Source organism: Erysipelatoclostridium sp. DFI.2.3, from assembly GCF_019132535.1.
In the GTDB taxonomy this organism is placed as follows: Bacteria; Bacillota_I; Bacilli_A; order Erysipelotrichales; family Erysipelotrichaceae; genus Clostridium_AQ; species Clostridium_AQ innocuum.
The window spans coordinates 69,565-95,262 of sequence record NZ_JAHOOJ010000011.1; the positions used below are offsets into that span (position 1 = coordinate 69,565).

A 25,698-nucleotide genomic window follows, 5' to 3' on the forward strand; every position below is an offset into this window, starting at 1 on the left:
AAATTTTTGAGCGTTCTGAGAGGTCCCTGTGCACCTGTGTCTAGCCTCTCCTGAGGCTAATGCACAAGATATTTTAAAAGCATAAAAAGACGGCATCTGCCATCTTTTTTCAAGATCGATTCTCAACTGCCTGCACACCGGTGATGATGCCGATGGAATAGATCGTATCCACGCTTGCCCTGCGCGTCAAGATATTGACCGGTTTACGCAAGCCCTGTAAAATCGGGCCAAACATGGTAAAGCCACCCAGCTCGACAGCAATCTTATAGCCGATATTTCCGGCATCGATATTCGGGAATATCAGTGTATTCATCTCCCCGGCGATGGCTGAATGCGGAGCCTTTACCTTTGCGACGATTGGAGAGATTGCCGCATCCACCTGAATCTCCCCGTCAACAGCAAAATCCAGCGGCATCCGTTTCAGATGCTCCGCTACGACGCGCACCTTATCCACACTTTCTCCGCTTCCCGACCCAAACGAGGAATACGATAAAATACCAACCTTCGGTTCAATACCAAACTGCCGTGCTGTTCTGGCACACTGGAGGGTAATCTCCACCAGCTCCTGAACCGATGGATCCACATTCAGTGTACAGTCCCCCATAATATAATGGATGTTATCCCGCTCCAGCAGAACACAGCTGGATACGGTTCGCTCATTCTCGGCAGTCCGAATGAGCTGTAAAGCGGGACGCATGGTTTCCGCTGTTGTTGCGATAACACCGCCAACCAGACCGTCAATATAGCCAAGCTCCAGATACATTGTTGAAAAATAATTGATATCCTTTAGTTTATCCTCACATGCTTCCCTGGTCCAGTCACCACGGCGAATCATCAGCATGCGTGACACCATTTCCGCCTTATTCGCAAAGCTTTCCATATCTGCGATTTCCACACCGCTGATATCAGCGCCAAGCTCCTTCGCATGCCAGAGAATTTCCTTTTTATGACCAATCAGCACCGGCAGTATAAAGCCGTTTTCCACATGCCGTATCGCTGCACGGATCACGTCGGGATTCGCTCCCTCCGCAAATCCGATTCTGGGATGCTTACCCAACAGATGATGCTCCAGATTTTTCATATGCCAATCACACTCACCTTTCTTTACAGCTATTCTACCACCTGTGATAACGCTTTCAAATAAAAACTTTATGAATTTTTTCACAACATTTGGAGAACACGGCAGGTTTCCTGCTTGCAAGTATATGCCAGGTATCGTACAATGAGCATAAAGACAAGGAGCCAAGAGAAGGAGGTGCTGATATGAACGTGATATTTCACATCGACGAAGAAAAACGCTGGCCGCTTGTACAGGGAAATGTAACCCATATGCTTGCCTATTGCGAACAGCTGCAGCAGGATTTCCATATCGAAATCGTCGTTAATGGAAGAGCTGTCCGGCAGCTGAAGGAGGAGGCCGCAGAGCAGCTGGAATACAAAGCAGTTTTCTGTGATTTTATAAAACGCGGTGTCATCATAGCCGCCTGCCGCAATGCCATGAAGGGGCAGAGGATGGAGGAGCAGGAGCTTTTAAACGGTGTGACAACGGTTGCAAGCGGTGTTGTGGAGCTTGCCGTTAAGCAGCAGGCGGGATATTCCTACATCAAACCGTAATCCGGCGAAGGTCGGATTTTTTATTTGAAATAAATGGAAATCCATACTATAATAAATACCACCTGGAAAGGAGGATGCACATGCTGAAAAAAACGGCAGCCTGGATCAGGGAGCATCCCTATGCGCTGTGCCTTCTTTATTTTATCCCCTATCTGATTTACTTTGAGCTTTTGGAGGCCTTTGCGGTTCCCAAATTTATCATACACTGTCCGCTGGATGACTGGATCCCTTTTCATGAAGGCTTTGTTATACCTTATTTTGCCTGGTTCCCCATGCTTGCAGTCTCTCTTGGTTATTTTCTGTTCCACTCGCGAAGGGATTTTCTGGATCTGTGCTTTATTATGTTCACCGGTATGACAATCTGTCTGCTGATCTATACCGTACTGCCCAACGGTCTACAGCTGCGTCCTGCTGTTGTACGTGACAATCTGCTTGCCCGTATTGCCGGAATGCTGTATGCCATTGATACACCGACGAACGTCTGTCCGTCCATTCATGTTTCCAGTACCGTGGCGATTATGATCATTGTCATGCGCTATCAAAAGTTTTCTCATGCGGCACTGGTCAAAGGCTTTACCCTGTTATGCGGAATCGCAGTATGTCTTTCAACCGTTGTACTGAAACAGCATTCCGTCATTGATATCGTTCTCGGAGGGCTTCTCACACTTATCTTATATAAGGTATGTATGCAAACAGACTGGATGAAATATCTGCGCAAACTCCCATATAGGAAGCTTCTATCTCGTAAATCTTAGGCTTTAAAGCATGCAAAAAGATGCAGACCTTCTGCATCTTTTTATAGGGGCTCCATGCGTACATGCTATCTCTCAGGTAATGCTGGCATCATAAATAGACTGTATGGAGCTTTTCAGTAAGGCTTCAAATTCATCATCACTCTGGGTTACGCAAAGTCCCTGTGATAATGCACGGGAGAAGCTCGCAATCAGTCCCGGATTTCTTGCAAGCCTTTCATTCGCTTCATCTCTTGTATACCCTCCGGATAATGCGACTATGCGCAGAACATGCGGATCATTCATCAGCTCTGTGTAGAAACCGTCAACACTTGGAATGGTCAGCTTGAACATAATGATTTCATCTGCTGTCAGCTTCGCCAGATGCTTTTTGATTTCCGCCTTCAGCAATACCTCACAATCCGCCTTATCCGATGCTGTAATATCTACCTCAGGCTCAAGAATCGGCACCAATCCTGCCGCACAGATACGTTTACCGATAGCGAACTGCTGCTCGACGATAGCGCGGATACCATCCGTATTGCTTTCCCTGATAACAGAGCGCATCTTCGTTCCAAAGATATGGCGCTGTTTTGCACGCTCGAGCAGCTCCTCCAGCTGTGGAATTTCCTTCATCAGCTGAACGCCGTTTTCCAGTGGGGCAAGCCCCTTGTCCACCTTCAGAATCGGAAGAATTCCCTTTTGATTCCACAGATAGTCAGCAGTGTACTCGTTGTTCACCTTCCGTTCCATAGTGTTTTCAAACAGAATGGCTGCAAGTATATGCTCGCTTGTAAAGGAAGGGCATGTCAATATTCTGGTTCTCATCTCATGAACCAGATCAAACATCTCTTCATCGCTATGATATGCATCCTCTGCAATACCATACAGTCGAAGTGCTTTCGGTGTACTGCCGCCGCTTTGATCAAGCGCCGCAATAAAACCTTTGCCTGTGTGCATGCGAATACGTTTTGGATCACTCATGATGATACCTCCTTCCATCTATTGTCATCATACCACTTTATGATGCAAAAAAACAGTGCTATTGAGTATTTCAACATATCGGTATGCAGCATAGTCACAGCAGCATCAATGCATTGGATGGAATAAAAAAGGGATATCTAAAGTATCGTAGGAATAAAAAAGCCGGTTCTTCCTATTCAGATGTCCGGCTTTGTGAGTATTCACGAATCATACTGTGCTGTATGTAAAAGCTCATTCGCATGCTTTACGAGTGCTTTGTCCGGAGGCAGGACATCCTTTAGTGCATAGGTATAGCCAAGCTCCTCCCACTTGTAGGCACCCAGTGTATGATATGGCAGAATCTCAACACGCGCTACATTATGCAGAGTCTGCAAAAAGGTATCCAGCTTTTGAAGGTCCTCATCACTGTCATTGATACCAGGTACCAGCACATGACGAATCCAGACAGGCTTACCGATATCAGAAAGATATTTTGCCAGATCCAGAATATTGCGGTTGCTTTTTCCCGTCAGTGCGCGATGCTTTTTTTCATCATAAACCTTAAGATCCAGCAGGATGAGGTCTGTGACATTCATCAGCTCCTGGAATTTATCAAAAAAGTCCCCTTCACCGGTAAACGGATTTCCCGCCGTATCCAGAACGGTGTGAATGTTTTCCTTCTTCGCCTTTTGAAACAAATCCAGAAGAAAGTCAATTTGCAGCAAAGGCTCTCCCCCGCTGACCGTAATACCGCCGTTTTTGCCCCAGTAGCTGCGATAACGCATCGCACGCTTCAGCAATGCTTCACTGTCTGTATCCGGCTCCCCGCATTTCCAGGTATCCGGATTATGGCAATACTGGCAGCGCATGGCACAGCCTTTTAGAAATATAACAAAGCGCACCCCCGGTCCATCAACGGAGCCAAAGGTTTCAATGGAATGAATCGCTCCTTTTACACTCATAAAATCACCTCCATAAACGTAGAAAGGCCTGCTTGTATAACAGACCTCTTTTCTTTGTAACTTACAGACTTGCGTGGCAGGTTCTGGAAATAACATCCAGTTGCTGTTCACGCGTCAGGTCAATGAATTTTACAGCATATCCGGAAACACGGATCGTGAAGTTTGCATACTCCTCTTTTTCCGGATGCTCCATGGCATCATGCAGCTTTTCAATACCGAATACATTGACATTCAGATGATGGGCTCCCTGATCAAAGTAGCCATCCAGAACATGTACCAGATTATCGGCACGCTCATCCTCATTGTGTCCAAGCGCATCCGGACTGATGGTCTGCGTATTGCTGATGCCGTCCAATGCATATTCATAAGGCAGCTTGGTTACGGAATTCAAAGAAGCCAGCAGACCGTTCTGTTCTGCACCATAGGAAGGGTTTGCCCCCGGTGACAATGGCTCTCCGGCCTTACGTCCGTCCGGCAGAGCTCCGGTAGCCTTACCATATACGACATTGGAGGTGATAGTAAGAATCGAGGTTGTCGGTTCAGAGTCACGATAGGTATGACGCTTCTCGATTTTCTCCATAAAGGTCTTTAACAGCCACACTGCAATATCATCCGCACGGTCATCATCATTTCCATAGCGCGGGAAATCACCCTCGATTTCATAATCAATAACCAGTCCGTCTTCATCACGAACCGTCTTAACCTTGGCATATTTGATTGCTGCCAGGGAATCTACGACATGGGAGAATCCGGCAATGCCTGTCGCAAAGGTTCTGCGCACATCGGTATCGATCAGTGCCATTAAGGAGCTTTCATAATAATATTTATCATGCATGTACTGAATCAGGTTCAGGATGTTGACATACAGATCAGCCAGCCATTCCATCATGTTGTCATACTTATGCATAACCTCATCATAATCCAGATACTCGCTTGTGATCGGGCGATATTCCGGACCAACCTGTGCCTTCGTCTTTTCATCGACTCCACCGTTGATCGCATACAGCAGACATTTCGCAAGGTTTGCACGTGCTCCGAAGAACTGCATTTCCTTACCGGTCTGTGTAGCACTTACACAGCAGCATACCGCATAGTCATCGCCCCATACCGGACGCATAACATCATCATTCTCATACTGAACAGAGCTTGTTTCAATTGAGATGCGCGCAGAATATGTTTTAAAGCTTTCCGGCAGATGTGAAGAATACAGCACCGTAAGGTTCGGCTCCGGTGCCGGCCCCATATTTTCCAGTGTGTGCAAAAAACGGAAGTCGGATTTTGTAACCATATGGCGGCCATCCATACCCAGACCTGCCAGATCCAGTGTAGCCCATACCGGGTCACCGGAGAACAGCTGGTTATAAGAAGGAATACGTGCAAATTTCACCATACGGAACTTCATCGTCATATGATCGATCAGCTCCTGTGCTTCACTTTCGGTAAGAATTCCTGCCTCCAGATCACGTTCGATATAAATATCCAGGAAGGTGGAAACACGTCCGACACTCATTGCAGCACCATTCTGTGTCTTGATGGCCGCAAGATAACCGAAATACAGCCACTGAACTGCCTCCTTCGCGGTTGTTGCAGGTCCGCTGATATCAAAGCCGTAAAGTGCAGCCATCGCCTTCATACCCTTTAACGCCTTAATCTGCTCAGCCAGCTCCTCACGCTGACGGATGATGTCATCGCTCATTACACCGCAGCCGCAGTTTGCCTTATCCTTCTGTTTCTGTTCGATCAGATAATCGATACCGTACAGAGCAACACGACGGTAATCGCCAACGATTCGTCCGCGTCCATAGGTATCCGGAAGACCGGTAACGATTTTGTTCCGTCTTGCCAGTCGCATTTCCGGTGTATAGCAGTCAAACACGGCATCGTTGTGTGTCTTGTGATATTCATGGAAGATTTCATGCAGCTTTTCACTTGGCTCATATCCATAGGTGGTACATGCCTCTTCACTCATTTTAATACCGCCGTATGGCATGAAAGCACGCTTCAGCGGCTTGTCTGTCTGCAAGCCGACGACTGCTTCCATATCCTTTAATTCATCCTTGATGTAGCCGGGGCCATAAGAGGTCAAAGAGGAAACGATTTCTGTTTCCATATCGAGAACACCGTTCTTTGCGCGTTCTTCCTTCTGCAGCTTCTGCAGCTCCTGCCACAGCTTGTTCGTTGCTTCTGTCGGTTCAGCCAGAAACGACTCGTCCCCGTCATATGGCTTGTAGTTGTTCTGAATAAAATCCCGAACATTGATTTCCTCTTTCCAGAGGCGGCCTGTAAAGCCTTCCCATTCTTTGCGTTCATTCATCATAAATCCTGCGTCCTCCTGTTTCATTCTGTTATGAAATGGTTTCGTAAGATAAATCATAGGACTGATTCATCCACAAGAAAAGAGCCGACAGTTGTCCCGAGCTCTTCTGCCCAGACGGTCGGCCCCTATACATTATACTCCCTGTGGTCAATTCCACTTCCGTCAGTCATATAACTGAATAAACTGTATCATTTTTTCAGCCGAACGTCAATAGGCTTGCATACAAAATAAGCTTACAAAGTAAGAAGGTCACGATTCACAGCAAATCCACGAAAAGAAGGATCAAACAGAAGTATAAAAATCACACAGGATGGAAAGTCATTCCCCCGTCAAACTATTACATCTTTTCTTTTTTGATCATTCGTTTATAAACTGTGAACAGTAACAAAAGCAGACCGCCTGTCCGCCGTATCGTGGAAACAGACAGTCTGATTGTGAAGTCAGATTTGGGCTGGTTGTAAAGTTATAAGGAAAACAAAGAACTGCAATCTCTTTGTTAGTTTAATCTAACTCCATATATAGAATACTCTTTTTTACAGCATCTGTCAATGAAAACATCCTGAACTCTTTATAAAAAAAGAAGCTGATGATGATAAGGTGCGCAACTTCAGAAAATAAAAACGAAAAGGCTTTGAATTCCTCTCCGTCTTTCTTCATATGTATGTTAATAAACAGTAAAACCGCCATCACTTGCGACAATGCTACCGGTGATGTGTCTTGCCTCATCACTGGCAAAATACAGGATCGTCGCTGCCTGCTCCTCACTTGTAGCATTGCGATGCTGCAGAGTTTCCGTCTTACCGGCAATCATGGAATTCTTCATAAATTCCTGCGGGTCTTTTCCCTGTGCCTTCAATTCCGCAATCTTGGCATAAATCTTCTGCTTTGCGGCTTCTGTCAGCGGTGTATCGGTTCCTGCCGGACAGATGGCATTGCAGGTAATGTTTTTCGCAGCGTAATCCATTGCCGTTGATTTTGTCAGTCCGACAACACCGTGCTTGCTGGCAACATAGGCAGGTCCTGCAGGGGTTGCCCGAATACCTGCCACGGATGCGGTATTCACAATACTTCCACCGGTTTCATTGGTAAGCATGTATTTCACTTCCTCACGAATGCAATAGAACATGGCATTCAGATTGGCATTGACAACGCTGAACCAGTCCTCATCTGTCAAATCTTCGATTTTCTTGGAATCTCCGACGATGCCGGCATTGTTAATAGCGATATCGATACGTCCATACACTTCCATCACTTTCGCATACAGGGCGATGATATCTTCTTTTATAGTCACATCACAGCGCACAAACAGTGCCTTGCCTCCCTGATCCGTAATGGTCTTTTCAATCGCCTTTCCGCGTTCTTCATTTCGTCCAGCGATGACAACGGTTGCCCCTTCTGCACCGGCACGGATACAAACTGCTTTTCCTATTCCGGAGGTTCCTCCGGTTACGACCATAATTTTATCCTTAAAACGTTCTGTATTCATAAAAAGCTCCTTTCTGTTTTCTTAATATTATTATAGCGCTTACAAAGAAAAAATACTACACTTATACAATCTTTATGCAGAGTTGAAAACCGCAGCTGGAAATCCTCCATGCTACGGCTATTTCATTTTATCTATACGCTTTCGTTCCCTTTATTTCTTTATCTCCTTCCTTATGCTTCTTTTTCTTTTTCATACTGCGTTGATGGCTCTAGCATCGCATCCAGTACAAGCTGCGCCATTTCATAATGCAGCTTGCGATAATCCTCCTCACATTCCCATTTCTCGTTCTTGCGACTGACATGAACAGCGAGGCAGTTTGCAGCAGGAATCTGGTATAAGGATGCTAGTATATAAAGTACTGCTGTTTCCATTTCACAATTCATAATTCCCAGACTTGACCATTCTTCAATCATATTGGGAACAGGAAGTGCTTTTCCCTTTATTGAAATACCCCTTCCCTGCCCTATGTAATATGTTTCTGCCGTCAGTCCCAATCCGATATGGATTTTTTTACTGCCGGACAGATGTTTTGCAATCCGACTGACTAACAGCGAATCTGCAACAGCAGGATACGTATCCGGGACATAAGTCGTCATCAATCCTGTTGTTCGTGCCATTCCAGTATTTAAAATGATATCGCCTGGCTCAATATCGTCACGCCATGCGCCGCAGCCTCCGCAACGTACGATTTGTTTTGCTCCATTTTCCAGCAGCTCACTCACACAGATTTCCGTTGAGCCTACACCTATGCCGGTAGAACATACGGATACCTTCTGATTTTTATAATAACCATTCATTAAAAGAAATTCACGATTATTAACAATAATACTACGCTTATCAAACGCTTCTGCAAGAAGTGAAACCCTACCAGGATCTCCAACAATTATGGTCGCTTCCCCCAAATCTCCGTGCTTTAATTCTTTCAAATGTATACTCATATTATCTACCTCCTATGCCTGTGTTTCTGCTGGCTTTGGCTTGTGTATCTGTAGCGTTGTCACTGTAATCAGAGATATACAGTATAACACGGTAAGAAATGCCATGGCTACTGTTAGAGAATAGTTATCTAAAAAGAAACCGATAGCGATTGAGGAAAAACCACCAATAGCACGACCGATATTGAAAATAATATTATTTGCAGTTGCACGGATATGTGTTGGATATAGATTACCAACAATTGCTCCGTAGCCTGCATTCATACCGTTGGCAAAAAAACCTACAATTGCGCCCCCAACCAAAATCAACATTGCAGAATCTGCAAAGGAATATGCAAATACTGCAATCGCAGATGCAATCAGAAATGATGCATAGGCCGTTTTGGCACCAATCTTATCCATAATCTGACCGAAGACCAGCATTCCTAAAGACATACCGATAATGGTTGCTATCATCCAAATTGATGAACCGGAAATACTAAGTCCGGCTTTGTTTTGCAAAATTGAAGGAAGCCAGTTCATCAGCCCAAAGTATCCGGCAACCTGTACAATCGCCATAATGGTCAGACGAATCGTTGTAAAAGCCCTGCCTTCTGTAAAAAGATCACGTATTCCTGATTTTTTAGTAACCGATTCTTTTTTTACCGCCTTCCATGCTTCAGATTCCGGCAGCTTCCAAAGGATAAAAACAGCCAGGAAAATTGGAAGAGCACCAAATACAAATAAACCTCTCCAGCCGAATGTTGGAATAATCAATGCAGCTCCTATGGCAGCAATGATACTGCCAAGCTGTCCTGCAATTGTTACAAATGAAGTAATTCTTCCTCTTTTACCCTCAGCGAAAGAATCCGCAATGATGGACATAATCACACCATACTCTCCGCCTCCGCCGACACCTACCAAAAAGCGCAGCACATAAATGGCAGTTATGCTTGTAGAACAAGCTGTCAGCCCTGTCGCTATAGAGAAAATAGCGACTGTAATTGCAAAAATTTTTACTCTGCCATACTTGTCTGCCAATGTTCCAAAGATGATACCACCGGCCAGCATTCCCAGATTGGTGATGGTGGATATCGCTCCACCTGCAGTTGAGCTGATTGCAAAATCAGCAATAATAGAGGTCAGTACATAGGATAACAGCATCGTACTACAGCTCTGCATTCCCAGCCCGGCCATTGTGGTACCTAATGCCGTTTTCTGATAGGTACTCATATTCATACGTTCTTGACTCATAAAAAGTCTCCTTTCCTTACACCACCATTTTAGATAGAAAAGCGCATTCTAACAATTGTGGAAAGAGCCCAAAAATTACCAGTGATTTCGTGTATCTACACAATTTACACGTTTACTTCTTGTATGATATCATTCAGTAATAAATAAGGTGTATTGTAACCGCAATCATATTATTTATATACCGGTATGATCTGTATCCAAAAACATCACACGAAATTTGTGAATGGGAGGTGATACCGTATGATCTATTTAAGCACGATCATGAGCAGTGATATCTGGGATCTGAAAGCGCTGTATGAGGGGGCTAATGTACAGCGCTTGGTTGCTTCTGTAACCATTATGGAATCTCTACCCATACGGGAATGGGCGAAGGGTGGTGAACTGCTTCTGACAAGTTCCAGAACATTACCGGAAAATGAGCAGGATCTGCTGGAGTTACTCCATGATATGCAGCGCCTGTCAACCGCTGCTCTTGCGGTAAAATGCAGAGAAACTGACGAGCATATGGCGCGTGTAAAAAGACTTTCCATACTGGCGCAGGAATGGCAGATTCCCATTTTTCTCATTCCGCCTCAGCGAACCTACCTATCCTTAACGAATGCTATCAATCGTCTGCTTTCTCTGGCAGATGAACAGGATACCCTTAAGGAATACCTTATGCGTTATCTGCTATTAAGCACGGATCCTTTCAAGGATTTGATTGTCCGACGCTGTACGCAGTCATTGCAGCTTGCACTGTTTCAGAACGAACTGCAGCTGATTCAGTTTCAAATTGATAGAGAATCTACGAATGCTCAGCTCTCTGAGCAGAAGCGCTATTCGATTTTTCTGCATGTCTGTACGATATATGAGCGTATGAAGCAACAGCATCTGCTTCATGACTTTCTCTTCATGCATACGAACACGGCGATTTATACAGCCGTAATTCTGAAAGCTTCACAGTTTTCTTCAGCCTGTATACAAGAACTTAAGCAGTTGATTCCAGTATATCCAGATCTGCAGATTGGAATCAGCTCAGTTCAGAAAGCAGCTAATATTGCTGAGCTGATGAAAGAAGCTGAATTTTCTGTACACGTTGGTCTGACACTACAGAAACAGCAGATTATCCTTTATCCAAAGGTACAACTGCTGCGAATCATACAGGAGCTTCAGCAGCAGGATAAAACAAATTATTTTCAGCAGACCATTGCACCGCTAAAGGAGTATCCTTTTCTGTTGGATACTCTTATCAAATACTTCCGCAATAACGAGAACCAGAAGCAAACATGTAAAGAGTTGTTTATTCATGTTAATACACTGCAGTATCGGCTGAAGAAAATTGAAGCATTATGTGGTTTACACATGAATGACATGCAGGAGAAAATAAACCTTTATGTATCCTTATTATCACATATGATGGAAAATTGGAGGAATGACAATGACAATGATTGAATTGAAAAACATTTCAAAATGTTTTACGACAGCTAACGGAGAGCGGATACAAGCAATTAAAGATGTATCTCTTGCAATCCATGAACACGAATTCATCTCTATTATTGGTCCCAGCGGCTGTGGCAAATCCACATTGCTGCGAATCGTAAGTGAATTACAGGAGCGTGACGGTGGAGAAATCGTATTCCATGACAACACGTTAAAAGAAAATCTGGGTTTTGTATTTCAGGATTCAGTTTTATTCCCTTGGAAAAGTGTTTATGAAAATATCATAATGCCATTGGAAATCAAACATCAAAAAACACCGGAATCATTGATGCGTGTAGAGAAATTGCTGGAGTTGATGAAACTTAAGGAATTTCGAAATTCTCTGCCAAAGGAGCTGAGCGGAGGTATGAAGCAGAGAGCTTCCATCGCTCGTTCACTTAGCTACGACCCAAAGCTTCTGTTAATGGATGAACCCTTTGGTGCGTTGGATGCCCTGACACGAGATTATTTGAATCTGGAGCTCAGACGTCTTTGGAAACAGACGAAAAAAACCATTCTATTTGTTACACATGACATAGAAGAGGCTGTTTTTCTATCCACACGCGTTGCCGTTTTAAGTAATCGGCCTTCCAAAATTCGCGACATCATCACTATTGATCTCCCACAGGAACGAAGCCTGAAGCTGCGAGAAGCTATAGAGTTTACGGATTATGTATCCAGATTGCGAGGTATGCTGAATGAGCAGGCATAAAAAAGAAGCGATATGGTATACGCTTCTCTCTCTATCTGTATTTATCTTTTTATGGTATGCTTATGTAACTTTTTTCCATATTCCCTCCTTCATCCTACCAACTCCCACTGCCGTTGCTAAGGAAATGGTTTTTCAGCTCACGCAAATGGATTTTTATAAAAATCTGCTATATACCCTGAGCGAGGTTCTGTTTGGCTTCGCACTCTCAGTTTTGTTTGGTATTATAGTCGGTTACTGTATTGGGAAGCATCCACATATCAAACAGCTGAGTATGCCTCTGCTTGTATTTTTTCAGGTATCACCGAAAATTGCCTTAATTCCTATTTTCATTATCTGGTTTGGACTTGGTTATGGCTCCAAATTATTCATCGTTTTCATCATGTCCTTTTTTCCTATCATAGAAGGTGTGCTGCTGGGTCTCGGTCATATCCCAAAAGAAATGTATGCATATATGCAGGTATTGAACGCAGATCGCAGACAGATATTTACTCAGCTAGAGTTTCCGTGCTGCATACCGTATCTTCTCTCTTCCTTCAAGATAAGCATCCTACAGGCTATTATTGGAGCAACTGTAGCGGAATGGATGGCAGGACAGTCGGGTATCGGATATTTGCAATCATTTGCCAGTTCCACCTTTGATAGTCCGCTGCTGATATCAGGTATTCTATTTACCATTTTGCTGGGAATTTTACTGTATGCAGCTGTAAACCTGCTGGAACAACGGTTACAGCGATATCAGGAGGTAAAGCAATGAAAAAATTCTGTTTCATTTTGTTATCTTTATGTTTGTTATCCGGATGTACTGGTTCTTCGTTTCACCCATATAAAAATACAGATGGACTATTTGAAGTTGATATTCAGATTGATGGAGCTGCAACACCTTATTATGCGCCGCTATATCTCGCACAGGAAAAGGGCTATTTCAAGGAGGAAGGACTGCAGGTCAATTTCTATTATGCATCTGCTGCAGAAATTGTTAAAAACGTGGGGGCAGGAAATGTACCCTTCGGTTTTCCTAATGCGGATACTGTATTGTTGGGTCGGGGAAACGGTGTTCCAGTCAACATCATTCATACTACCTATCAGAAGGGGCTGGGAGCAATCATTTACAAAAGCGAATCTGGCATTCATAAAATACAGGATCTGAAGGGCAAAACAATTGCCATTACAAGTTATGGCAGTCCCAATTATATTCAGCTGAAGGTTATTCTGCAGCAGAACGGCCTATCCATCCATGATGTGCAAATCAAAGTGATCGGAACAGGTGCAATTGTGAATGCTCTCGTTTCCAATCAGGTAGATGCAATTTGCTTTTCTAAGCTTCGCACCTATGAGCTTCAGTCTAGTGGAATCGACGTTAAACAGTTTCTCAGCAACGACTATATGCCCTCCTATGGAAATGTAGTAATCACCTCACAGACTTTCTTGAAAGAGCATCCGGAAATATGCAGAGGTTTTACGAATGCCTTGAATCGGGGTATGCAGGATATTATAGAAGGTCAGGTGCAGGAAGCTGTGAATATCGCAAAGGAAAAATTTACACCAAGCATTGCCGGAAGTGAACAGAAATACATAGATATTATTTCGCAGGAATTTGTAAAAAATCTTTGGGTTTCTGAAGATACCGCAGTGTATGGATATGGCTACAGTAATCTCCATGATTATCAGATTTACATTGACCTGCTGCAAAAAAACGGATTATTCAAGACATCCTTTCCTGCAGATGAGCTCATAGTTCAACCGGGAGGTGCATCATGAAAAAAACAAGAATCTATGTGGAAATGTGCGTACTGCTTACATGCCTGCTGATACTGTGGCAGTTTATCACCATTATATTTCATATCCCCAGCTATTATCTTCCTTCTCCTGTTGATTTTTTCAAATATTTTATACAATTTATGCAAAGCGGCAACATGGGATTGCATATCACAACAACGCTGTATGAAATTTTTATCGGCACCTTCTGGGGTATTATCTTAGGTATGATTCTCGGTTATTTACTCGCGAAAAACAGACTTTTAGAGCATCTGCTTATGCCATTGCTTCTCATCATGCAGATTTCACCGAAAATTTCCATTGCTCCGCTATTCATTTTATGGTTTGGGCTTGGACTGACTTCCAAAATAGCATTGGTCATTCTGGTAGTGTCCTTCCCTATCATGGTGGCGGAAAGCAGTGCATTGAAGAAAATCAATTCCGGATATAGGGATCTCATGAATATATTACAGGCAAATCGATGGCAGATTTTCATACGTATGGAGTTGCCCTGTGCCTTCCATGAGGTCATCAGCGGCAGCAAGGTCGCTGTGACACAGGCAATTACTAGCGCTGTGATCGGAGAAATGATGGGGGCAAAAGCCGGTCTTGGCTATCTGCTGACAAATGGTGCAGAAATGTACGATTTAAATATGATTCTCTCTTCAATATTCCTGCTTTCTCTGCTGGGACTTCTTTTATATGAAGCTTGTCAGATTGTAGAGCATAGAGTGCTGTATTGGAAATAACAATGCCTTTTTGGCAATGTATATACTTTTTTCCTAAGGCTGAATAATAAAAAAAGGGAAATCCAAAATGATTGAATTCCTCAATCGTTTGGATTTCCTTTTTCATAAACACTCAAAGATATAAACACTCGGCAAATGCTGAAAGTATTTTAACTATGCTTTTATAATAGAGACATATTTAGTGCTCCAGCTCGTTCATTGAAATGGTTGTAAAATTCAAGGCCTCCAGCACCTTTAATATCGCATTTGCCGTATCAAAGGAGGTGAAGCAGCTGATATTATTTTCTGCGGATACACGACGAATCAGGAAGCCGTCATTCGTTACCTCCTTATCCTCGCTGGACATGGTATTGATCACATAATTTACCTTTCCCTTGCGAATCACATCCAGGACATTCAAATCGCCCTCCTGGGAAATCTTATTGACAGTTTTCACAAACAACCCGTTTTCCTGTAAGAACTTCGCTGTTCCACTTGTCGCATAGATGCCATAGCCGATGGCTGAGAAACGCTTTGCCATGCGCAGCCCCTCTTCCTTGTCATCATCCGCAATCGTCATCAGCACATTTCCATGATTCGGAATACGGATACCGCTGGCAAGCAGTGCCTTATACAGTGCTTTTTCCAAGGTAACATCACCACCCAGTGCTTCTCCGGTCGATTTCATTTCTGGTCCCAGCACCGTATCAACGCTGCGCAGCTTCGCAAAGGAGAACACCGGAGCCTTGACAAATACACGATTCTCAAACGGACGGATACCTTCCTCATAGCCCTGCTCAGCCAAAGAGTCACCTAGAACACAGCGTGTTGCGATATGACTCATTGCCACTCCGGTGATTTTGCTTAAGAATGGTACGGTACGGGAGCTTCGCGGATTGACCTCCAGAACATATACCATTTCCTCTTTTCCATCCTTTGGCGCCTCCACGATAAACTGAATATTGAACAAGCCGATAAAGTGGAATCCCTTTCCGATACGAATGCTGTAATCAACGATGGTGTCGCGCACCTTGTCGGAAATGGTCTGCGGCGGATAGACACTGATCGAGTCACCGGAGTGAATACCGGCCCGCTCGATATGCTCCATGATTCCCGGAATATACACATGCTCCCCATCGCAGATGGCATCGATTTCCAGCTCCTTACCGACGATGTATTTATCCACCAGAATCGGCGCATCGTGACTGATTTCCTTGACCGCTGTTGCCATATAAACTCGCAGATCATCATCATTGTTCACGATTTCCATCGCACGTCCGCCAAGGACGTAAGAAGGGCGTACCAGTACCGGATATCCGATACGATTCGCAATGTTTACAGCTTCTTCAACCTCCACTGCTGTTTCCCCCTGTGGCTGCGGGATATCCAGCGTGTGCAGCAATGCTTCAAACGCATGGCGGTCTTCGGCACGATCAATATCCTTGAGGGAGGTTCCCAGAATCTTCACACCGCGCTCCACCAGCTTATCCGCCAGATTGATTGCCGTCTGTCCACCGAACTGAACAATCACACCCAGCGGCTGTTCCAGATCCACAACGTGCATAACATCCTCAATCGTCAGCGGTTCAAAATACAGCTTATCGGATATAGAAAAGTCTGTCGATACCGTTTCCGGATTGTTGTTGATAACGATCGCCTCATAGCCGCGCTCCCGCAGTGTCATTACACAGTGTACGGTCGCATAGTCGAATTCCACACCCTGTCCGATACGAATCGGTCCAGAGCCTAGAACGATGATTTTCTTACGGTCTGTACGGAAGGATTCCGTTTCCTGTTCATAGGTGGAATAGAAATACGGCGTCGCACTTTCAAATTCCGCTGCACAGGTATCCACCATTTTGTATACTGGTACGATGCCGTTATTCTTCCGCAGCTCATAGAGGGAGCGCTCCTTCATCCCCCACTTGCGGGCGATATAGGAATCCGCAAAGCCGTTTTCCTTCAACGTACGGAGTACGGTAAGATCCTGTGGATGTGCCATCATTTCTTCTTCCAGAGAAATGATATTCGCAAACTTATGCAGGAAGAACATATCGATCTTCGTTATTTCATGAATACGTGCTAGTGATTCCTTACGGCGAATCAGCTCAGCGATGCCGAACATGCGCAGATCATCCTTTACCGCGATTTTCTCCCACAGCTGCTCAGTTGTACAGGCATCAATTTCCTTATGATCGATGTGATCACATTTCATTTCCAGAGAGCGTACTGCCTTCAGAAAGCTTTCTTCAAAATTGCGACCGATGGACATGACTTCACCGGTAGCCTTCATCTGTGTTCCCAAACGACGATCGGCCCTCTCAAATTTATCAAACGGGAATCGTGCCAGCTTCGTAACGATGTAATCCAGTGATGGCTCAAAGCAGGCATAGCTCGTCTTGGTAATCGGATTGATGATTTCATCCAATGTCATACCGACCGCAATCTTTGCGGCCAGCTTTGCAATCGGATAGCCGGTAGCCTTGGAGGCGAGCGCTGAAGAGCGGGATACTCTTGGATTCACCTCAATGATATAGTATTTGAAGCTGTTGGGATCCAGAGCCAGCTGTACATTGCAGCCTCCGCATATTTTCAAGGCACGTATGATTTTCAGACTGGCATTGCGCAGCATCTGATGCTCACGATCGGACAACGTCTGCACGGGCGCCACAACCATGGAATCCCCGGTATGAATGCCCACTGGATCAATGTTTTCCATGTTGCAGACCACGATAGCATTATCGTTATTGTCCCGCATAACCTCATATTCGATTTCTTTAAAGCCTGCGATGCTGCGTTCAATCAGACACTGATGTACTGGAGACAGCTTTAATCCGTTATCCGCAATGATACGCAGCTCCTCTTCCGTATCCGCAAAGCCTCCACCGGTTCCTCCCAGTGTGTACGCCGGACGAACAACTACCGGATAGCCAATGGAATTCGCAAAGGCAATCGCCTCCTCCACCGTATGAACGATATCGCTCTCCGGTACCGGTTCGTTGATTTCATACATCAGATTCCGAAACAGCTCACGATCCTCCGCCTTGTTGATGGCAGCTAAGTCCGTTCCCAAAATCTCCACATCGTATTCCTCAAGAATTCCCGATTCAGCTAGTTCAACAACCAGATTCAATCCGGTTTGTCCCCCCAGACTGCCCAGTATAGCATCCGGACGTTCTTTATATATGATACGGCTGGCAAATTCCAGTGTTAGCGGTTCAATATAGACACGATCCGCAATCGCCGTATCGGTCATGATCGTTGCCGGATTGGAATTGATCAGGACGACCTCATAGCCTTCCTCACGAAGAGACTGGCAGGCCTGACTTCCGGCATAATCAAATTCCGCTGCCTGACCGATGACAATTGGTCCAGACCCGATCACAAGTATTTTTTTCATATCTGTACGCTTTGTCATTTTATACGTTCTCCTTTTCCATCAGTTTCATAAATTGGTCAAACAGATAATTCGCATCCTCCGGTCCCGGTGCAGCCTCCGGATGATACTGTACACTGAATACCGGATAGCGTTTATGGCGGACACCCTCCACACTCTTATCATTCAGTGCCTGATGTGTCATAATCAGATCTGTGTTCGCAAGACTTTCTGCTTCCACAGCATAGCCGTGATTCTGCGAGGTGATTTCCACCTTTTTGCTGGACAGATTCAGGACGGGATGATTACAGCCGCGATGTCCGAATTTCAGCTTAACCGTATTGGCACCGCACGCCAGAGAAATCAGCTGATGTCCAAGGCAGATGCCGAATACCGGAACATGCTTGATCAGCTCGCGGATTTCCTTGATTGCACCTGTCATATCCTTGGGATCCCCCGGACCGTTGCTCAGCATAATGCCATCCGGATGCAGAGCAAGAATCGCCTGTGCTGATGTATTGTATGGTACAACGACAAGATCGCAGCTTCTGCGAGACAGCTCGCGGATGATGCCATGCTTTGCCCCGAAATCCATCAGTACAACCTTTTTCCCACGGGCTGGAATTGGAAAAGGCTTCTGCGTGGATACGCGTGCAACCTGATCGTGCAAAAAATCAGTCTCCTTCAACAGCCTGACCATTGCATCCACATCTGCATCCGCATTTGCCATAATGGCACGCATGGTACCGCTGCTGCGCAGCTTTCTTGTAATCGCGCGCGTATCCACATGACAGATTCCCGGTATTTCTTTTAGCTTTAAAAATTCATCCAGTGTCAGATCGCATCGGAAATTGCTTGGCTGCGCGCAGTATTCCTTCACAACAAAACCGAACACAGCAGGATCCAGACTTTCAAAGTCATCCCGGTTGATTCCATAATTTCCAATCATCGGATAGGTCATCATAACGATTTGACCGCAATAGGATAAATCGGACAGTACCTCCTGATAGCCGCTCATTCCGGTATTGAACACAAGCTCCCCTACCTGATAATGATCAGCTCCGAAGCCGCAGCCTTCATATACACTGCCGTCCTCCAGTATCAGTAAACGTTTTTTCATATAGCTCCTCCTGTAAGTCCTTACAATTGCCGTTTCCACCAAAAGGGCATAGAATACCTGCTGTATTCTATGCCCCAATGCATTGTGCTCTCTATTCTATTTTTCCATCCAGGATTCATCCTTCGGATCCTGTTTCCATGCCTTTAACTTCTCAAGGTCTCCATCCTTGATATAGGCATGCTCCAATGCCACATCTATCAGTACATCATAATTGCTCAATGTCTTAAATTCACAGGAAATACTGTGAAACAGCTCTGTAGATGCCGGTAACAGATAGGTGAAAATTGCCACAACGCCCAGTACCTCGGCACCTGCCTCACGCAGGGATTCAATGACATCCTTGACGGAGCCTCCCGTTGAAATCAAATCCTCTACGACAACAACCTTAGCACCCTGTTCGATTTTTCCCTCGATTTTATTTCCTTTGCCATGGCTCTTGTTGGAGCTGCGCACATAGCCAAACGGCTTCTCCAGCTTGTCTGCCACCATCGCTCCCCATGGGATACCGGCAGTCGCTGTACCGACGATGACCTCAGCCTCTGCATATTCCTGCTTGATCAGTTCCACAAAGCCTTGCACAACCACAGTGCGCTTTTCCGGAAAGGAAAGTACCAGACGGTTGTCACAGTAGATTGGTGATTTGATTCCGCTTGCCCATGTAAATGGATTATTTGGCTGCAGAGATACCGCCTGGATATCCAGCAGATTCTTTGCGACAGTTTTTTCAATATTCATTTATTTTCCCTCCATCGTTTTTTCAATTTCATGATAGGTAGCCACCGGATCGGCACTTTTTGTAATGCTTCTTCCCACGACGATGTAGTCACAGCCCTGTTCTTTGGCAAATGCCGGCGTTGCCACTCGCTTTTGATCATCCTTGGAATCATCCGCAAGACGAATACCCGGTGTAACCGTCAGAAAGTCAGACCCGCATGCCTCATGAATTGCCTTTGCTTCATGAACAGAGCACACAACACCGTCCAGTCCGCTTTCCTTTGCCAGCTTCGCATAGGAGATAACAACATCCTTTACATCTCCGGGAATCAGCAGCTCTTCATTCATTGCCTCATTGGATGTACTTGTCAGCTGTGTTACAGCGATGCAAAGTGGACGCTTGCCATTGACAGCTCCCTCTTCCAGACCTTCGATTGCAGCCTTCATCATGGCACTTCCACCTGCCGCATGCAGATTAACAACATCCACATCCAGCTTTGCCAGATTCTTCATCGCCTGTTTAACCGTATTTGGAATATCATGCAGCTTCAGATCCAGAAAAATCTGGTGTCCCATCGCCTTCACTTCCCGAACAATTTCAAAACCAAAAGAATACGTAAGCTCCATACCGATTTTCACATAAATCGGCTCCTGAAACTTTAATAGAAATTCATATACTTCCTTACGCGTGGAGAAATCCAACGCAACCATTGTTTTACTCATCAACGAAAACTCCTTCCAACAGCATCATTCAGACTGTTATTCCCATATTTCTTCAGGACCTTTGGCAAATCCTCTATTATTTTAACACAGCACAGCGGATCGATAAAGTTCTGCATTCCCACTTCAACCGCACTTGCCCCGGCATACAGAAATTCCAGTACATCCTCCGCACGCGTGATACCACCGACACCGATAATCGGAATATTGACAGCAGATGCCACCTGATGCACCATACGCACTGCTACCGGCTTAATGGCAGGGCCGCTCAGACCGCCGGTCACATTGGCCAGCAGCGGCTTTCCCGTATGCAGATCCATACGCATTCCCATCAAGGTATTGATGAGCACCAGACCGTCTGCCCCTGCCTCTTCTACAGCCTTGGCAATCTCTACGATGTTGGTAACATTCGGTGACAGCTTGACATAGACCGGCTTTTCCGCCGCTTCCTTAGCCATGCGGGTAACACTCGCCGCCAGCTTGGGATCCGTACCCAGACCGATTCCCCCGTGCTTCACATTCGGACAGCTGATGTTCAGCTCATATGCCTTAACAACCTCGCTTTTATTCAGCTTCGTGATCACCTCGACATATTCCTCTTCACTGGCACCTGCCACATTGGCAATGATCTCCGTATCAAACTGCGCCAGCCATGGCAGCTCCCGCTCCATGATGACATCCACCCCTGGGTTTTGAAGACCGATGGCATTCAGCATGCCGCACGGTGTTTCCGCAACACGCGGTGTCGGATTTCCGAAGCGGCTGTGTGGTGTTGCACTCTTGATTGCTATACCTCCCAAAAGACTCAGATCATACAGCTCGGCAAATTCACGGCCAAAGCCGAAGCAGCCACTGGCTGGGATGATGGGGTTCTTCAGATGAAGTCCCGGTAGTTCTACATGCAGATCCATCAGTATTCCACCTTTCCGATTGGGAAAACAGGACCTTCCTTGCAAATGCGATGGTACATGTTTTCTTCCAACTTATCCTTTGCCACACACGCCATGCAGGCTCCGATGCCGCATGCCATACGGCTTTCAAAGGACATATAGCCGCGGGTGTAGTGCGCTTCCACTGCTTTCAGCATCGGTCTTGGACCGCAGCTGCAGGTAAACTCTGTCGTGATATTATGCTCCCTGATGGCATCCATCACCGTTCCCTTTGTCCCATAACTTCCATCCATGGTCGCTACTGCAACATGACAGCCCAGCCGCTGAAATTCATTTTCGTAAAATACGCTTTCCTGATCATTGAAGCCAAGCACCACGTTAACAGAGGCATTGATATTGCGGTATTGCTTTGCCAGCTCATACAGCGGCGGCACTCCCACACCGCCACCGATCAGCAGCACCTCATGCTCCTCCTCATGAATCGGATAGCTGCTGCCAAGGGGACCAAACACATCGATGATTCCCTGCGTGCGCAGCGTGGAAAGTTTGGCTGTGCCATCCCCTACCACCTTGTAGATGATGACAAAGCGTGTTTTATCTTCAACAGAACAGATGCTGATGGGACGGCGCAGCATAAACCCCTCCACCGCTACATTTACAAACTGTCCCGGCTTCATATCCTTTGCGATGGATGCCTGTATTTCCATACGGTAGGTATCCTTCGCTATCCTCTTATTACTTAAAATCAGTCCTTTTTCTTCCTGCATCTTATCCCTCCAGTTCATTCATGGAAATGGTGGTAAACGTCTGGGATTCCAGCACACGCAGAATCGCATTGGCGGTATCCAGCGATGTGAAGCAGCTGATATTATTCTCAGCGGCAGCACGGCGGATTTCAAAGCCGTCCCGGTTTACCTCACTGGAGATACTCATCGTATTGACCACATAGTTGACGCGTCCCTTACGGATGACATCAATCACATTGTTGTCTGTTTCTTCCTTTACCTTGTCTACGGTTTTTACATAGATACCGTTGGAGGAAAGATACTGTGCCGTTCCCTTCGTCGCATAAATACCATAGCCGATGGCAGAAAAGCGCTTCGCGATCTTCAGCCCCTCCTGCTTGTCATCATCCGCAACCGTAATAAGAACATTGCCGTGCAGCGGAATCTTCACACCACTTGCCAGCAGTGCCTTGTATAATGCCTTTTCCAGCGTTACATCGCCGCCCAGTGCTTCCCCGGTAGATTTCATTTCCGGTCCCAGTGTCGTATCTACACTTCGCAGCTTCGCAAAGGAGAATACCGGGGCCTTGACAAAGACACGCTCCCCTTCCGGATGCACGCCTTCCTCGTAGCCCTGATCCTTTAAAGAATCTCCCAGAACACAGCGTGTTGCCACATAGGACATCCCAACATTCGTAACCTTGCTCAGGAATGGCACGGTACGGGAGCTTCTAGGATTAACCTCCAGAACATACACTCTTTCTTCCCCGCTTTTCTTATCGGTTTCCACGATAAACTGTATATTATACAGACCGATGAAGTGGAATCCCTTACCGATGCGTGTCGCATAATCAATAATGGTATCCTTTACCTTCTGACTTGCCGTCGGAGCCGGATAGACACTGATGGAGTCACCGGAATGCACACCGGCACGCTCGATATGCTCCATGATTCCCGGAATGTATACATGCTCTCCATCACAGATTGCATCCACTTCCATTTCCTTACCGATGATATATTTATCTACCAGAATCGGTGCATCATGACTGATTTCCTTCACAGCCGTTGCCATATAGACACGCAGGTCATCATCGTTGTGCACGATTTCCATCGCACGTCCCCCTAATACATAGGATGGGCGCACCAGTACCGGATATCCGATACGGTTTGCGATTTTCACTGCTTCCTCAACCTCCACAGCGGTTTCCCCCTGCGGCTGCGGTATATCCAGCTTATGCAGCATTTCTTCAAACTCGTGACGATCCTCTGCACGGTCGATATCCTCCAGAGAGGTTCCCAGAATTTTCACACCGCGCGCAACCAGCTTATCTGCCAGATTGATTGCCGTCTGCCCGCCGAACTGCACGACAACACCAAGGGGCTGTTCCAGATCGATGACATGCATAACATCTTCAATCGTCAGCGGTTCGAAATACAGCTTATCGGAAATGGAATAGTCGGTTGATACGGTTTCCGGATTATTGTTGATAACAATCGCTTCATAGCCGCGTTCACGAATCGTCTTTACACAGTGTACAGTCGCATAGTCAAACTCCACACCCTGACCGATACGAATCGGACCGGAGCCGAGTACGATAATTTTACGGTTGTCACTGCATACGGATTCGTTTTCATGCTCATAGGTGGAATACAGATACGGTGTATGCGATACATACTCCCCTGCACATGTATCCACATTTTTATAGACCGGCATAATGCCGTTTTGTTTTCTTGTATCGTAGAGAGCAGCTTCCTCTACGTTCCAGCTTCTTGCAATCCAGGAATCCGCAAAGCCCATTTTCTTGGAAGCCTGCAGAACGTTTAGATCCATCGGATGCTGACGGATGACGGTTTCCTGTGCAACGATGTTTTTAAAGCGGTTCAGGAAGTAGCGATCCATCTTCGTTACTGCAAAGATATCCTCGATATCCGCACCCTTTCGAAGCAATGCGGTTATGACATAGATGCGCTCATCATCACACTGTGCCAGCTTCTTCCATAAGGCATCCTCATTCATCGCGTTGATATCCTTTTGTTCCAGGTGATCCGTCTTCATTTCCAGAGAGCGGATAGCCTTTAAAATCGCTTCATCGAAGGTACGTCCTATGGACATAACCTCACCGGTTGCCTTCATCTGTGTACCCAGTGTACGATCTGCCTTCGGGAATTTATCAAAGGCAAAGCGCGGGAATTTTGTGACAACATAATCGATGCAAGGCTCCACACAGGCATAGCTGGTTGTTGTGACCGGATTGATAATTTCATCCAGTGTCAGACCGACAGCCACCTTCGCCGCAAGCTTGGCAATCGGATATCCGGTCGCCTTGGAGGCAAGGGCAGAGGAGCGTGACACACGCGGATTGACCTCAATGACATAGTAGTTGAAGCTGTTTGGATCCAGTGCGAGCTGCACATTGCAGCCACCGCAGATTTTTAATGCACGAATGATTTTCAATGCAGATGCACGCATAATGCCGCATTCTCTATCCGTCAGCGTCTGAGTTGGCGCAACAACGATGGAATCACCGGTGTGAATACCGACCGGGTCAACATTTTCCATATTGCAGACAACGATTGCATTGTCCGCATTGTCACGCATAACCTCGTATTCAATTTCCTTATAACCGGCGATGCTCTGTTCGATCAGGCACTGGTGAACCGGAGAGATTTTTAAACCGTTATCGCAGATTACCCGCAGCTCTTCCTCACTGTGAGCGAAGCCGCCTCCGGTACCACCCAATGTAAACGCAGGACGTACCACAACCGGATAGCCGTTTTCACATGCGAAAGCCACCGCTTCCTCAATCGTATGAACGATTACACTTTCCGGTACCGGTTCCCCGATTTCATACATCAGCTCTCGGAATTTATCGCGGTCCTCTGCTTTTTCAATGGCATCCAGTGCTGTTCCCAGAATTTCCACGTGATATTCATCCAGAATACCGCTTTCTGCCAGCTCAACAACAAGATTTAAGCCGGTCTGTCCTCCCAGGCTGCCCAAAATAGCATCCGGACGCTCCTTATAGATAACACGGCTCGCAAATTCCAGCGTCAGCGGCTCAATATATACACGGTCCGCAATAACAGTATCCGTCATAATCGTTGCCGGATTGGAGTTGATCAGAATAACCTCATAGCCTTCCTCGCGCAAAGAGGTGCAGGCCTGACAGCCGGCATAGTCAAACTCCGCTGCCTGTCCAATGACGATCGGACCGGAGCCAATCACCATGATTTTCTTTATATCGTTTCTTTTCGGCAT

Annotated in this window: 21 protein-coding genes and 1 riboswitch; of the genes, 7 read left to right on the forward strand and 14 right to left on the reverse strand. The window is 45.8% G+C overall.

Going from position 1 to position 25,698, the window contains the following annotated elements; all coding sequences use genetic code 11:
- Positions 1–109: 109 nt before the first annotated feature.
- A complete protein-coding gene (locus KSZ58_RS12515; RefSeq protein WP_247230722.1) occupies positions 110–1,165 on the reverse strand; it encodes a phosphotransacetylase in 1,056 nt (351 codons plus the stop codon).
- A 98-nt stretch (positions 1,166–1,263) separates the two neighbouring features.
- Between KSZ58_RS12515 and KSZ58_RS12520 the strand changes: the two genes are divergently transcribed.
- The gene (locus KSZ58_RS12520) at positions 1,264–1,614 is read left to right on the forward strand and encodes a DsrE family protein (protein WP_008817474.1); all 351 of its coding nucleotides are present in this window, start codon (positions 1,264–1,266) and stop codon (positions 1,612–1,614) included.
- Between the two features lie 80 nt (positions 1,615–1,694).
- On the forward strand, positions 1,695–2,369 hold the full coding sequence (locus KSZ58_RS12525; RefSeq protein WP_008817475.1) for a phosphatase PAP2 family protein: 675 nt from the start codon (positions 1,695–1,697) through the stop codon (positions 2,367–2,369).
- Between the two features lie 72 nt (positions 2,370–2,441).
- On the opposite strand, the gene KSZ58_RS12530 is transcribed toward KSZ58_RS12525, so the two are convergent.
- From KSZ58_RS12530 to KSZ58_RS12555, 6 genes are all read right to left on the reverse strand, one after another.
- Positions 2,442–3,329, reverse strand: a complete 888-nt coding sequence (locus KSZ58_RS12530; RefSeq protein WP_008817476.1) for a fructose bisphosphate aldolase — start codon at positions 3,327–3,329, stop codon at positions 2,442–2,444.
- A 200-nt stretch (positions 3,330–3,529) separates the two neighbouring features.
- A complete protein-coding gene (pflA, locus tag KSZ58_RS12535; RefSeq protein WP_008817477.1) occupies positions 3,530–4,270 on the reverse strand; it encodes a pyruvate formate-lyase-activating protein in 741 nt (246 codons plus the stop codon).
- 61 nt (positions 4,271–4,331) lie between these two features.
- Positions 4,332–6,587 carry a formate C-acetyltransferase gene (pflB, locus tag KSZ58_RS12540; protein WP_009270970.1) on the reverse strand — a complete coding sequence of 752 codons (2,256 nt, stop codon included), beginning with the start codon at positions 6,585–6,587 and terminating at the stop codon, positions 4,332–4,334.
- A 101-nt stretch (positions 6,588–6,688) separates the two neighbouring features.
- A riboswitch (ZMP/ZTP riboswitch) is annotated at positions 6,689–6,767 on the reverse strand.
- A 484-nt stretch (positions 6,768–7,251) separates the two neighbouring features.
- Positions 7,252–8,073, reverse strand: coding sequence for an SDR family NAD(P)-dependent oxidoreductase (locus KSZ58_RS12545; RefSeq protein ID WP_002610616.1), 822 nt, complete (start codon positions 8,071–8,073; stop codon positions 7,252–7,254).
- A 170-nt stretch (positions 8,074–8,243) separates the two neighbouring features.
- The gene (locus KSZ58_RS12550; protein ID WP_009270971.1) at positions 8,244–9,011 is read right to left on the reverse strand and encodes a nucleoside phosphorylase; all 768 of its coding nucleotides are present in this window, start codon (positions 9,009–9,011) and stop codon (positions 8,244–8,246) included.
- A 12-nt stretch (positions 9,012–9,023) separates the two neighbouring features.
- Positions 9,024–10,241 (reverse strand): MFS transporter, encoded by a 1,218-nt coding sequence (locus KSZ58_RS12555; RefSeq protein ID WP_008817480.1) that lies wholly within the window; start codon positions 10,239–10,241, stop codon positions 9,024–9,026.
- A 240-nt stretch (positions 10,242–10,481) separates the two neighbouring features.
- On the opposite strand from KSZ58_RS12555, the gene KSZ58_RS12560 reads away from it, so the two are divergent.
- The 5 genes from KSZ58_RS12560 to KSZ58_RS12580 all read left to right on the forward strand — a co-directional run bounded on the left by KSZ58_RS12560 (position 10,482) and on the right by KSZ58_RS12580 (position 14,915).
- Positions 10,482–11,672, forward strand: coding sequence for a PucR family transcriptional regulator (locus KSZ58_RS12560; RefSeq protein ID WP_002610611.1), 1,191 nt, complete (start codon positions 10,482–10,484; stop codon positions 11,670–11,672).
- Entirely contained in the window at positions 11,659–12,411 is a 753-nt protein-coding gene (locus tag KSZ58_RS12565) for an ABC transporter ATP-binding protein (protein WP_002610609.1), read from the forward strand. Before KSZ58_RS12560 ends, KSZ58_RS12565 begins: the two co-directional genes overlap by 14 nt.
- A 145-nt stretch (positions 12,412–12,556) precedes the next feature.
- A complete protein-coding gene (locus KSZ58_RS12570) occupies positions 12,557–13,165 on the forward strand; it encodes an ABC transporter permease (protein ID WP_224727329.1) in 609 nt (202 codons plus the stop codon).
- Positions 13,162–14,169, forward strand: a complete 1,008-nt coding sequence (locus KSZ58_RS12575) for an ABC transporter substrate-binding protein (protein ID WP_008817482.1) — start codon at positions 13,162–13,164, stop codon at positions 14,167–14,169. Before KSZ58_RS12570 ends, KSZ58_RS12575 begins: the two co-directional genes overlap by 4 nt.
- Entirely contained in the window at positions 14,166–14,915 is a 750-nt protein-coding gene (locus KSZ58_RS12580) for an ABC transporter permease (protein WP_008817483.1), read from the forward strand. The genes KSZ58_RS12575 and KSZ58_RS12580 overlap by 4 nt, the downstream gene beginning before the upstream one ends.
- Before the next feature lie 178 nt (positions 14,916–15,093).
- Here KSZ58_RS12580 and carB (KSZ58_RS12585) read toward each other — a convergent pair whose 3' ends face one another.
- The 7 genes from carB (KSZ58_RS12585) to carB (KSZ58_RS12615) form a co-directional block, all read right to left on the reverse strand.
- On the reverse strand, positions 15,094–18,312 hold the full coding sequence (carB, locus tag KSZ58_RS12585; RefSeq protein ID WP_009270972.1) for a carbamoyl-phosphate synthase large subunit: 3,219 nt from the start codon (positions 18,310–18,312) through the stop codon (positions 15,094–15,096).
- Between the two features lies 1 nt (position 18,313).
- Positions 18,314–19,390 carry a carbamoyl phosphate synthase small subunit gene (locus tag KSZ58_RS12590; RefSeq protein ID WP_008817485.1) on the reverse strand — a complete coding sequence of 359 codons (1,077 nt, stop codon included), beginning with the start codon at positions 19,388–19,390 and terminating at the stop codon, positions 18,314–18,316.
- 96 nt (positions 19,391–19,486) lie between these two features.
- Positions 19,487–20,125, reverse strand: a complete 639-nt coding sequence (gene pyrE, locus KSZ58_RS12595; RefSeq protein WP_008817486.1) for an orotate phosphoribosyltransferase — start codon at positions 20,123–20,125, stop codon at positions 19,487–19,489.
- The gene (pyrF, locus tag KSZ58_RS12600) at positions 20,126–20,827 is read right to left on the reverse strand and encodes an orotidine-5'-phosphate decarboxylase (RefSeq protein ID WP_008817487.1); all 702 of its coding nucleotides are present in this window, start codon (positions 20,825–20,827) and stop codon (positions 20,126–20,128) included.
- Positions 20,827–21,735 (reverse strand): dihydroorotate dehydrogenase, encoded by a 909-nt coding sequence (locus tag KSZ58_RS12605; RefSeq protein ID WP_008817488.1) that lies wholly within the window; start codon positions 21,733–21,735, stop codon positions 20,827–20,829. The genes pyrF and KSZ58_RS12605 overlap by 1 nt, the downstream gene beginning before the upstream one ends.
- Positions 21,735–22,481, reverse strand: a complete 747-nt coding sequence (locus KSZ58_RS12610; RefSeq protein WP_009270974.1) for a dihydroorotate dehydrogenase electron transfer subunit — start codon at positions 22,479–22,481, stop codon at positions 21,735–21,737. Before KSZ58_RS12610 ends, KSZ58_RS12605 begins: the two co-directional genes overlap by 1 nt.
- 1 nt (position 22,482) lies before the next feature.
- The gene (gene carB, locus KSZ58_RS12615) at positions 22,483–25,698 is read right to left on the reverse strand and encodes a carbamoyl-phosphate synthase large subunit (RefSeq protein WP_008817490.1); all 3,216 of its coding nucleotides are present in this window, start codon (positions 25,696–25,698) and stop codon (positions 22,483–22,485) included.

Excerpts from the sequence above, each read along its gene's own strand:
- KSZ58_RS12520 (WP_008817474.1), top strand. The coding sequence starts at position 1,264 with ATGAACGTGATATTTCACATCGACGAAGAAAAACGCTGGCCGCTTGTA.
- KSZ58_RS12525 (WP_008817475.1), top strand. The coding sequence starts at position 1,695 with ATGCTGAAAAAAACGGCAGCCTGGATCAGGGAGCATCCCTATGCGCTG.
- KSZ58_RS12530 (WP_008817476.1), bottom strand. The coding sequence starts at position 3,329 with ATGAGTGATCCAAAACGTATTCGCATGCACACAGGCAAAGGTTTTATT.
- pflA (WP_008817477.1), bottom strand. The coding sequence starts at position 4,270 with ATGAGTGTAAAAGGAGCGATTCATTCCATTGAAACCTTTGGCTCCGTT.
- pflB (WP_009270970.1), bottom strand. The coding sequence starts at position 6,587 with ATGATGAATGAACGCAAAGAATGGGAAGGCTTTACAGGCCGCCTCTGG.
- KSZ58_RS12545 (WP_002610616.1), bottom strand. The coding sequence starts at position 8,073 with ATGAATACAGAACGTTTTAAGGATAAAATTATGGTCGTAACCGGAGGA.
- KSZ58_RS12550 (WP_009270971.1), bottom strand. The coding sequence starts at position 9,011 with ATGAGTATACATTTGAAAGAATTAAAGCACGGAGATTTGGGGGAAGCG.
- KSZ58_RS12555 (WP_008817480.1), bottom strand. The coding sequence starts at position 10,241 with ATGAGTCAAGAACGTATGAATATGAGTACCTATCAGAAAACGGCATTA.
- KSZ58_RS12560 (WP_002610611.1), top strand. The coding sequence starts at position 10,482 with ATGATCTATTTAAGCACGATCATGAGCAGTGATATCTGGGATCTGAAA.
- KSZ58_RS12565 (WP_002610609.1), top strand. The coding sequence starts at position 11,659 with ATGACAATGATTGAATTGAAAAACATTTCAAAATGTTTTACGACAGCT.
- KSZ58_RS12570 (WP_224727329.1), top strand. The coding sequence starts at position 12,557 with ATGGATTTTTATAAAAATCTGCTATATACCCTGAGCGAGGTTCTGTTT.
- KSZ58_RS12575 (WP_008817482.1), top strand. The coding sequence starts at position 13,162 with ATGAAAAAATTCTGTTTCATTTTGTTATCTTTATGTTTGTTATCCGGA.
- KSZ58_RS12580 (WP_008817483.1), top strand. The coding sequence starts at position 14,166 with ATGAAAAAAACAAGAATCTATGTGGAAATGTGCGTACTGCTTACATGC.
- carB (WP_009270972.1), bottom strand. The coding sequence starts at position 18,312 with ATGACAAAGCGTACAGATATGAAAAAAATACTTGTGATCGGGTCTGGA.
- KSZ58_RS12590 (WP_008817485.1), bottom strand. The coding sequence starts at position 19,390 with ATGAAAAAACGTTTACTGATACTGGAGGACGGCAGTGTATATGAAGGC.
- pyrE (WP_008817486.1), bottom strand. The coding sequence starts at position 20,125 with ATGAATATTGAAAAAACTGTCGCAAAGAATCTGCTGGATATCCAGGCG.
- pyrF (WP_008817487.1), bottom strand. The coding sequence starts at position 20,827 with ATGAGTAAAACAATGGTTGCGTTGGATTTCTCCACGCGTAAGGAAGTA.
- KSZ58_RS12605 (WP_008817488.1), bottom strand. The coding sequence starts at position 21,735 with ATGGATCTGCATGTAGAACTACCGGGACTTCATCTGAAGAACCCCATC.
- KSZ58_RS12610 (WP_009270974.1), bottom strand. The coding sequence starts at position 22,481 with ATGCAGGAAGAAAAAGGACTGATTTTAAGTAATAAGAGGATAGCGAAG.
- carB (WP_008817490.1), bottom strand. The coding sequence starts at position 25,698 with ATGCCGAAAAGAAACGATATAAAGAAAATCATGGTGATTGGCTCCGGT.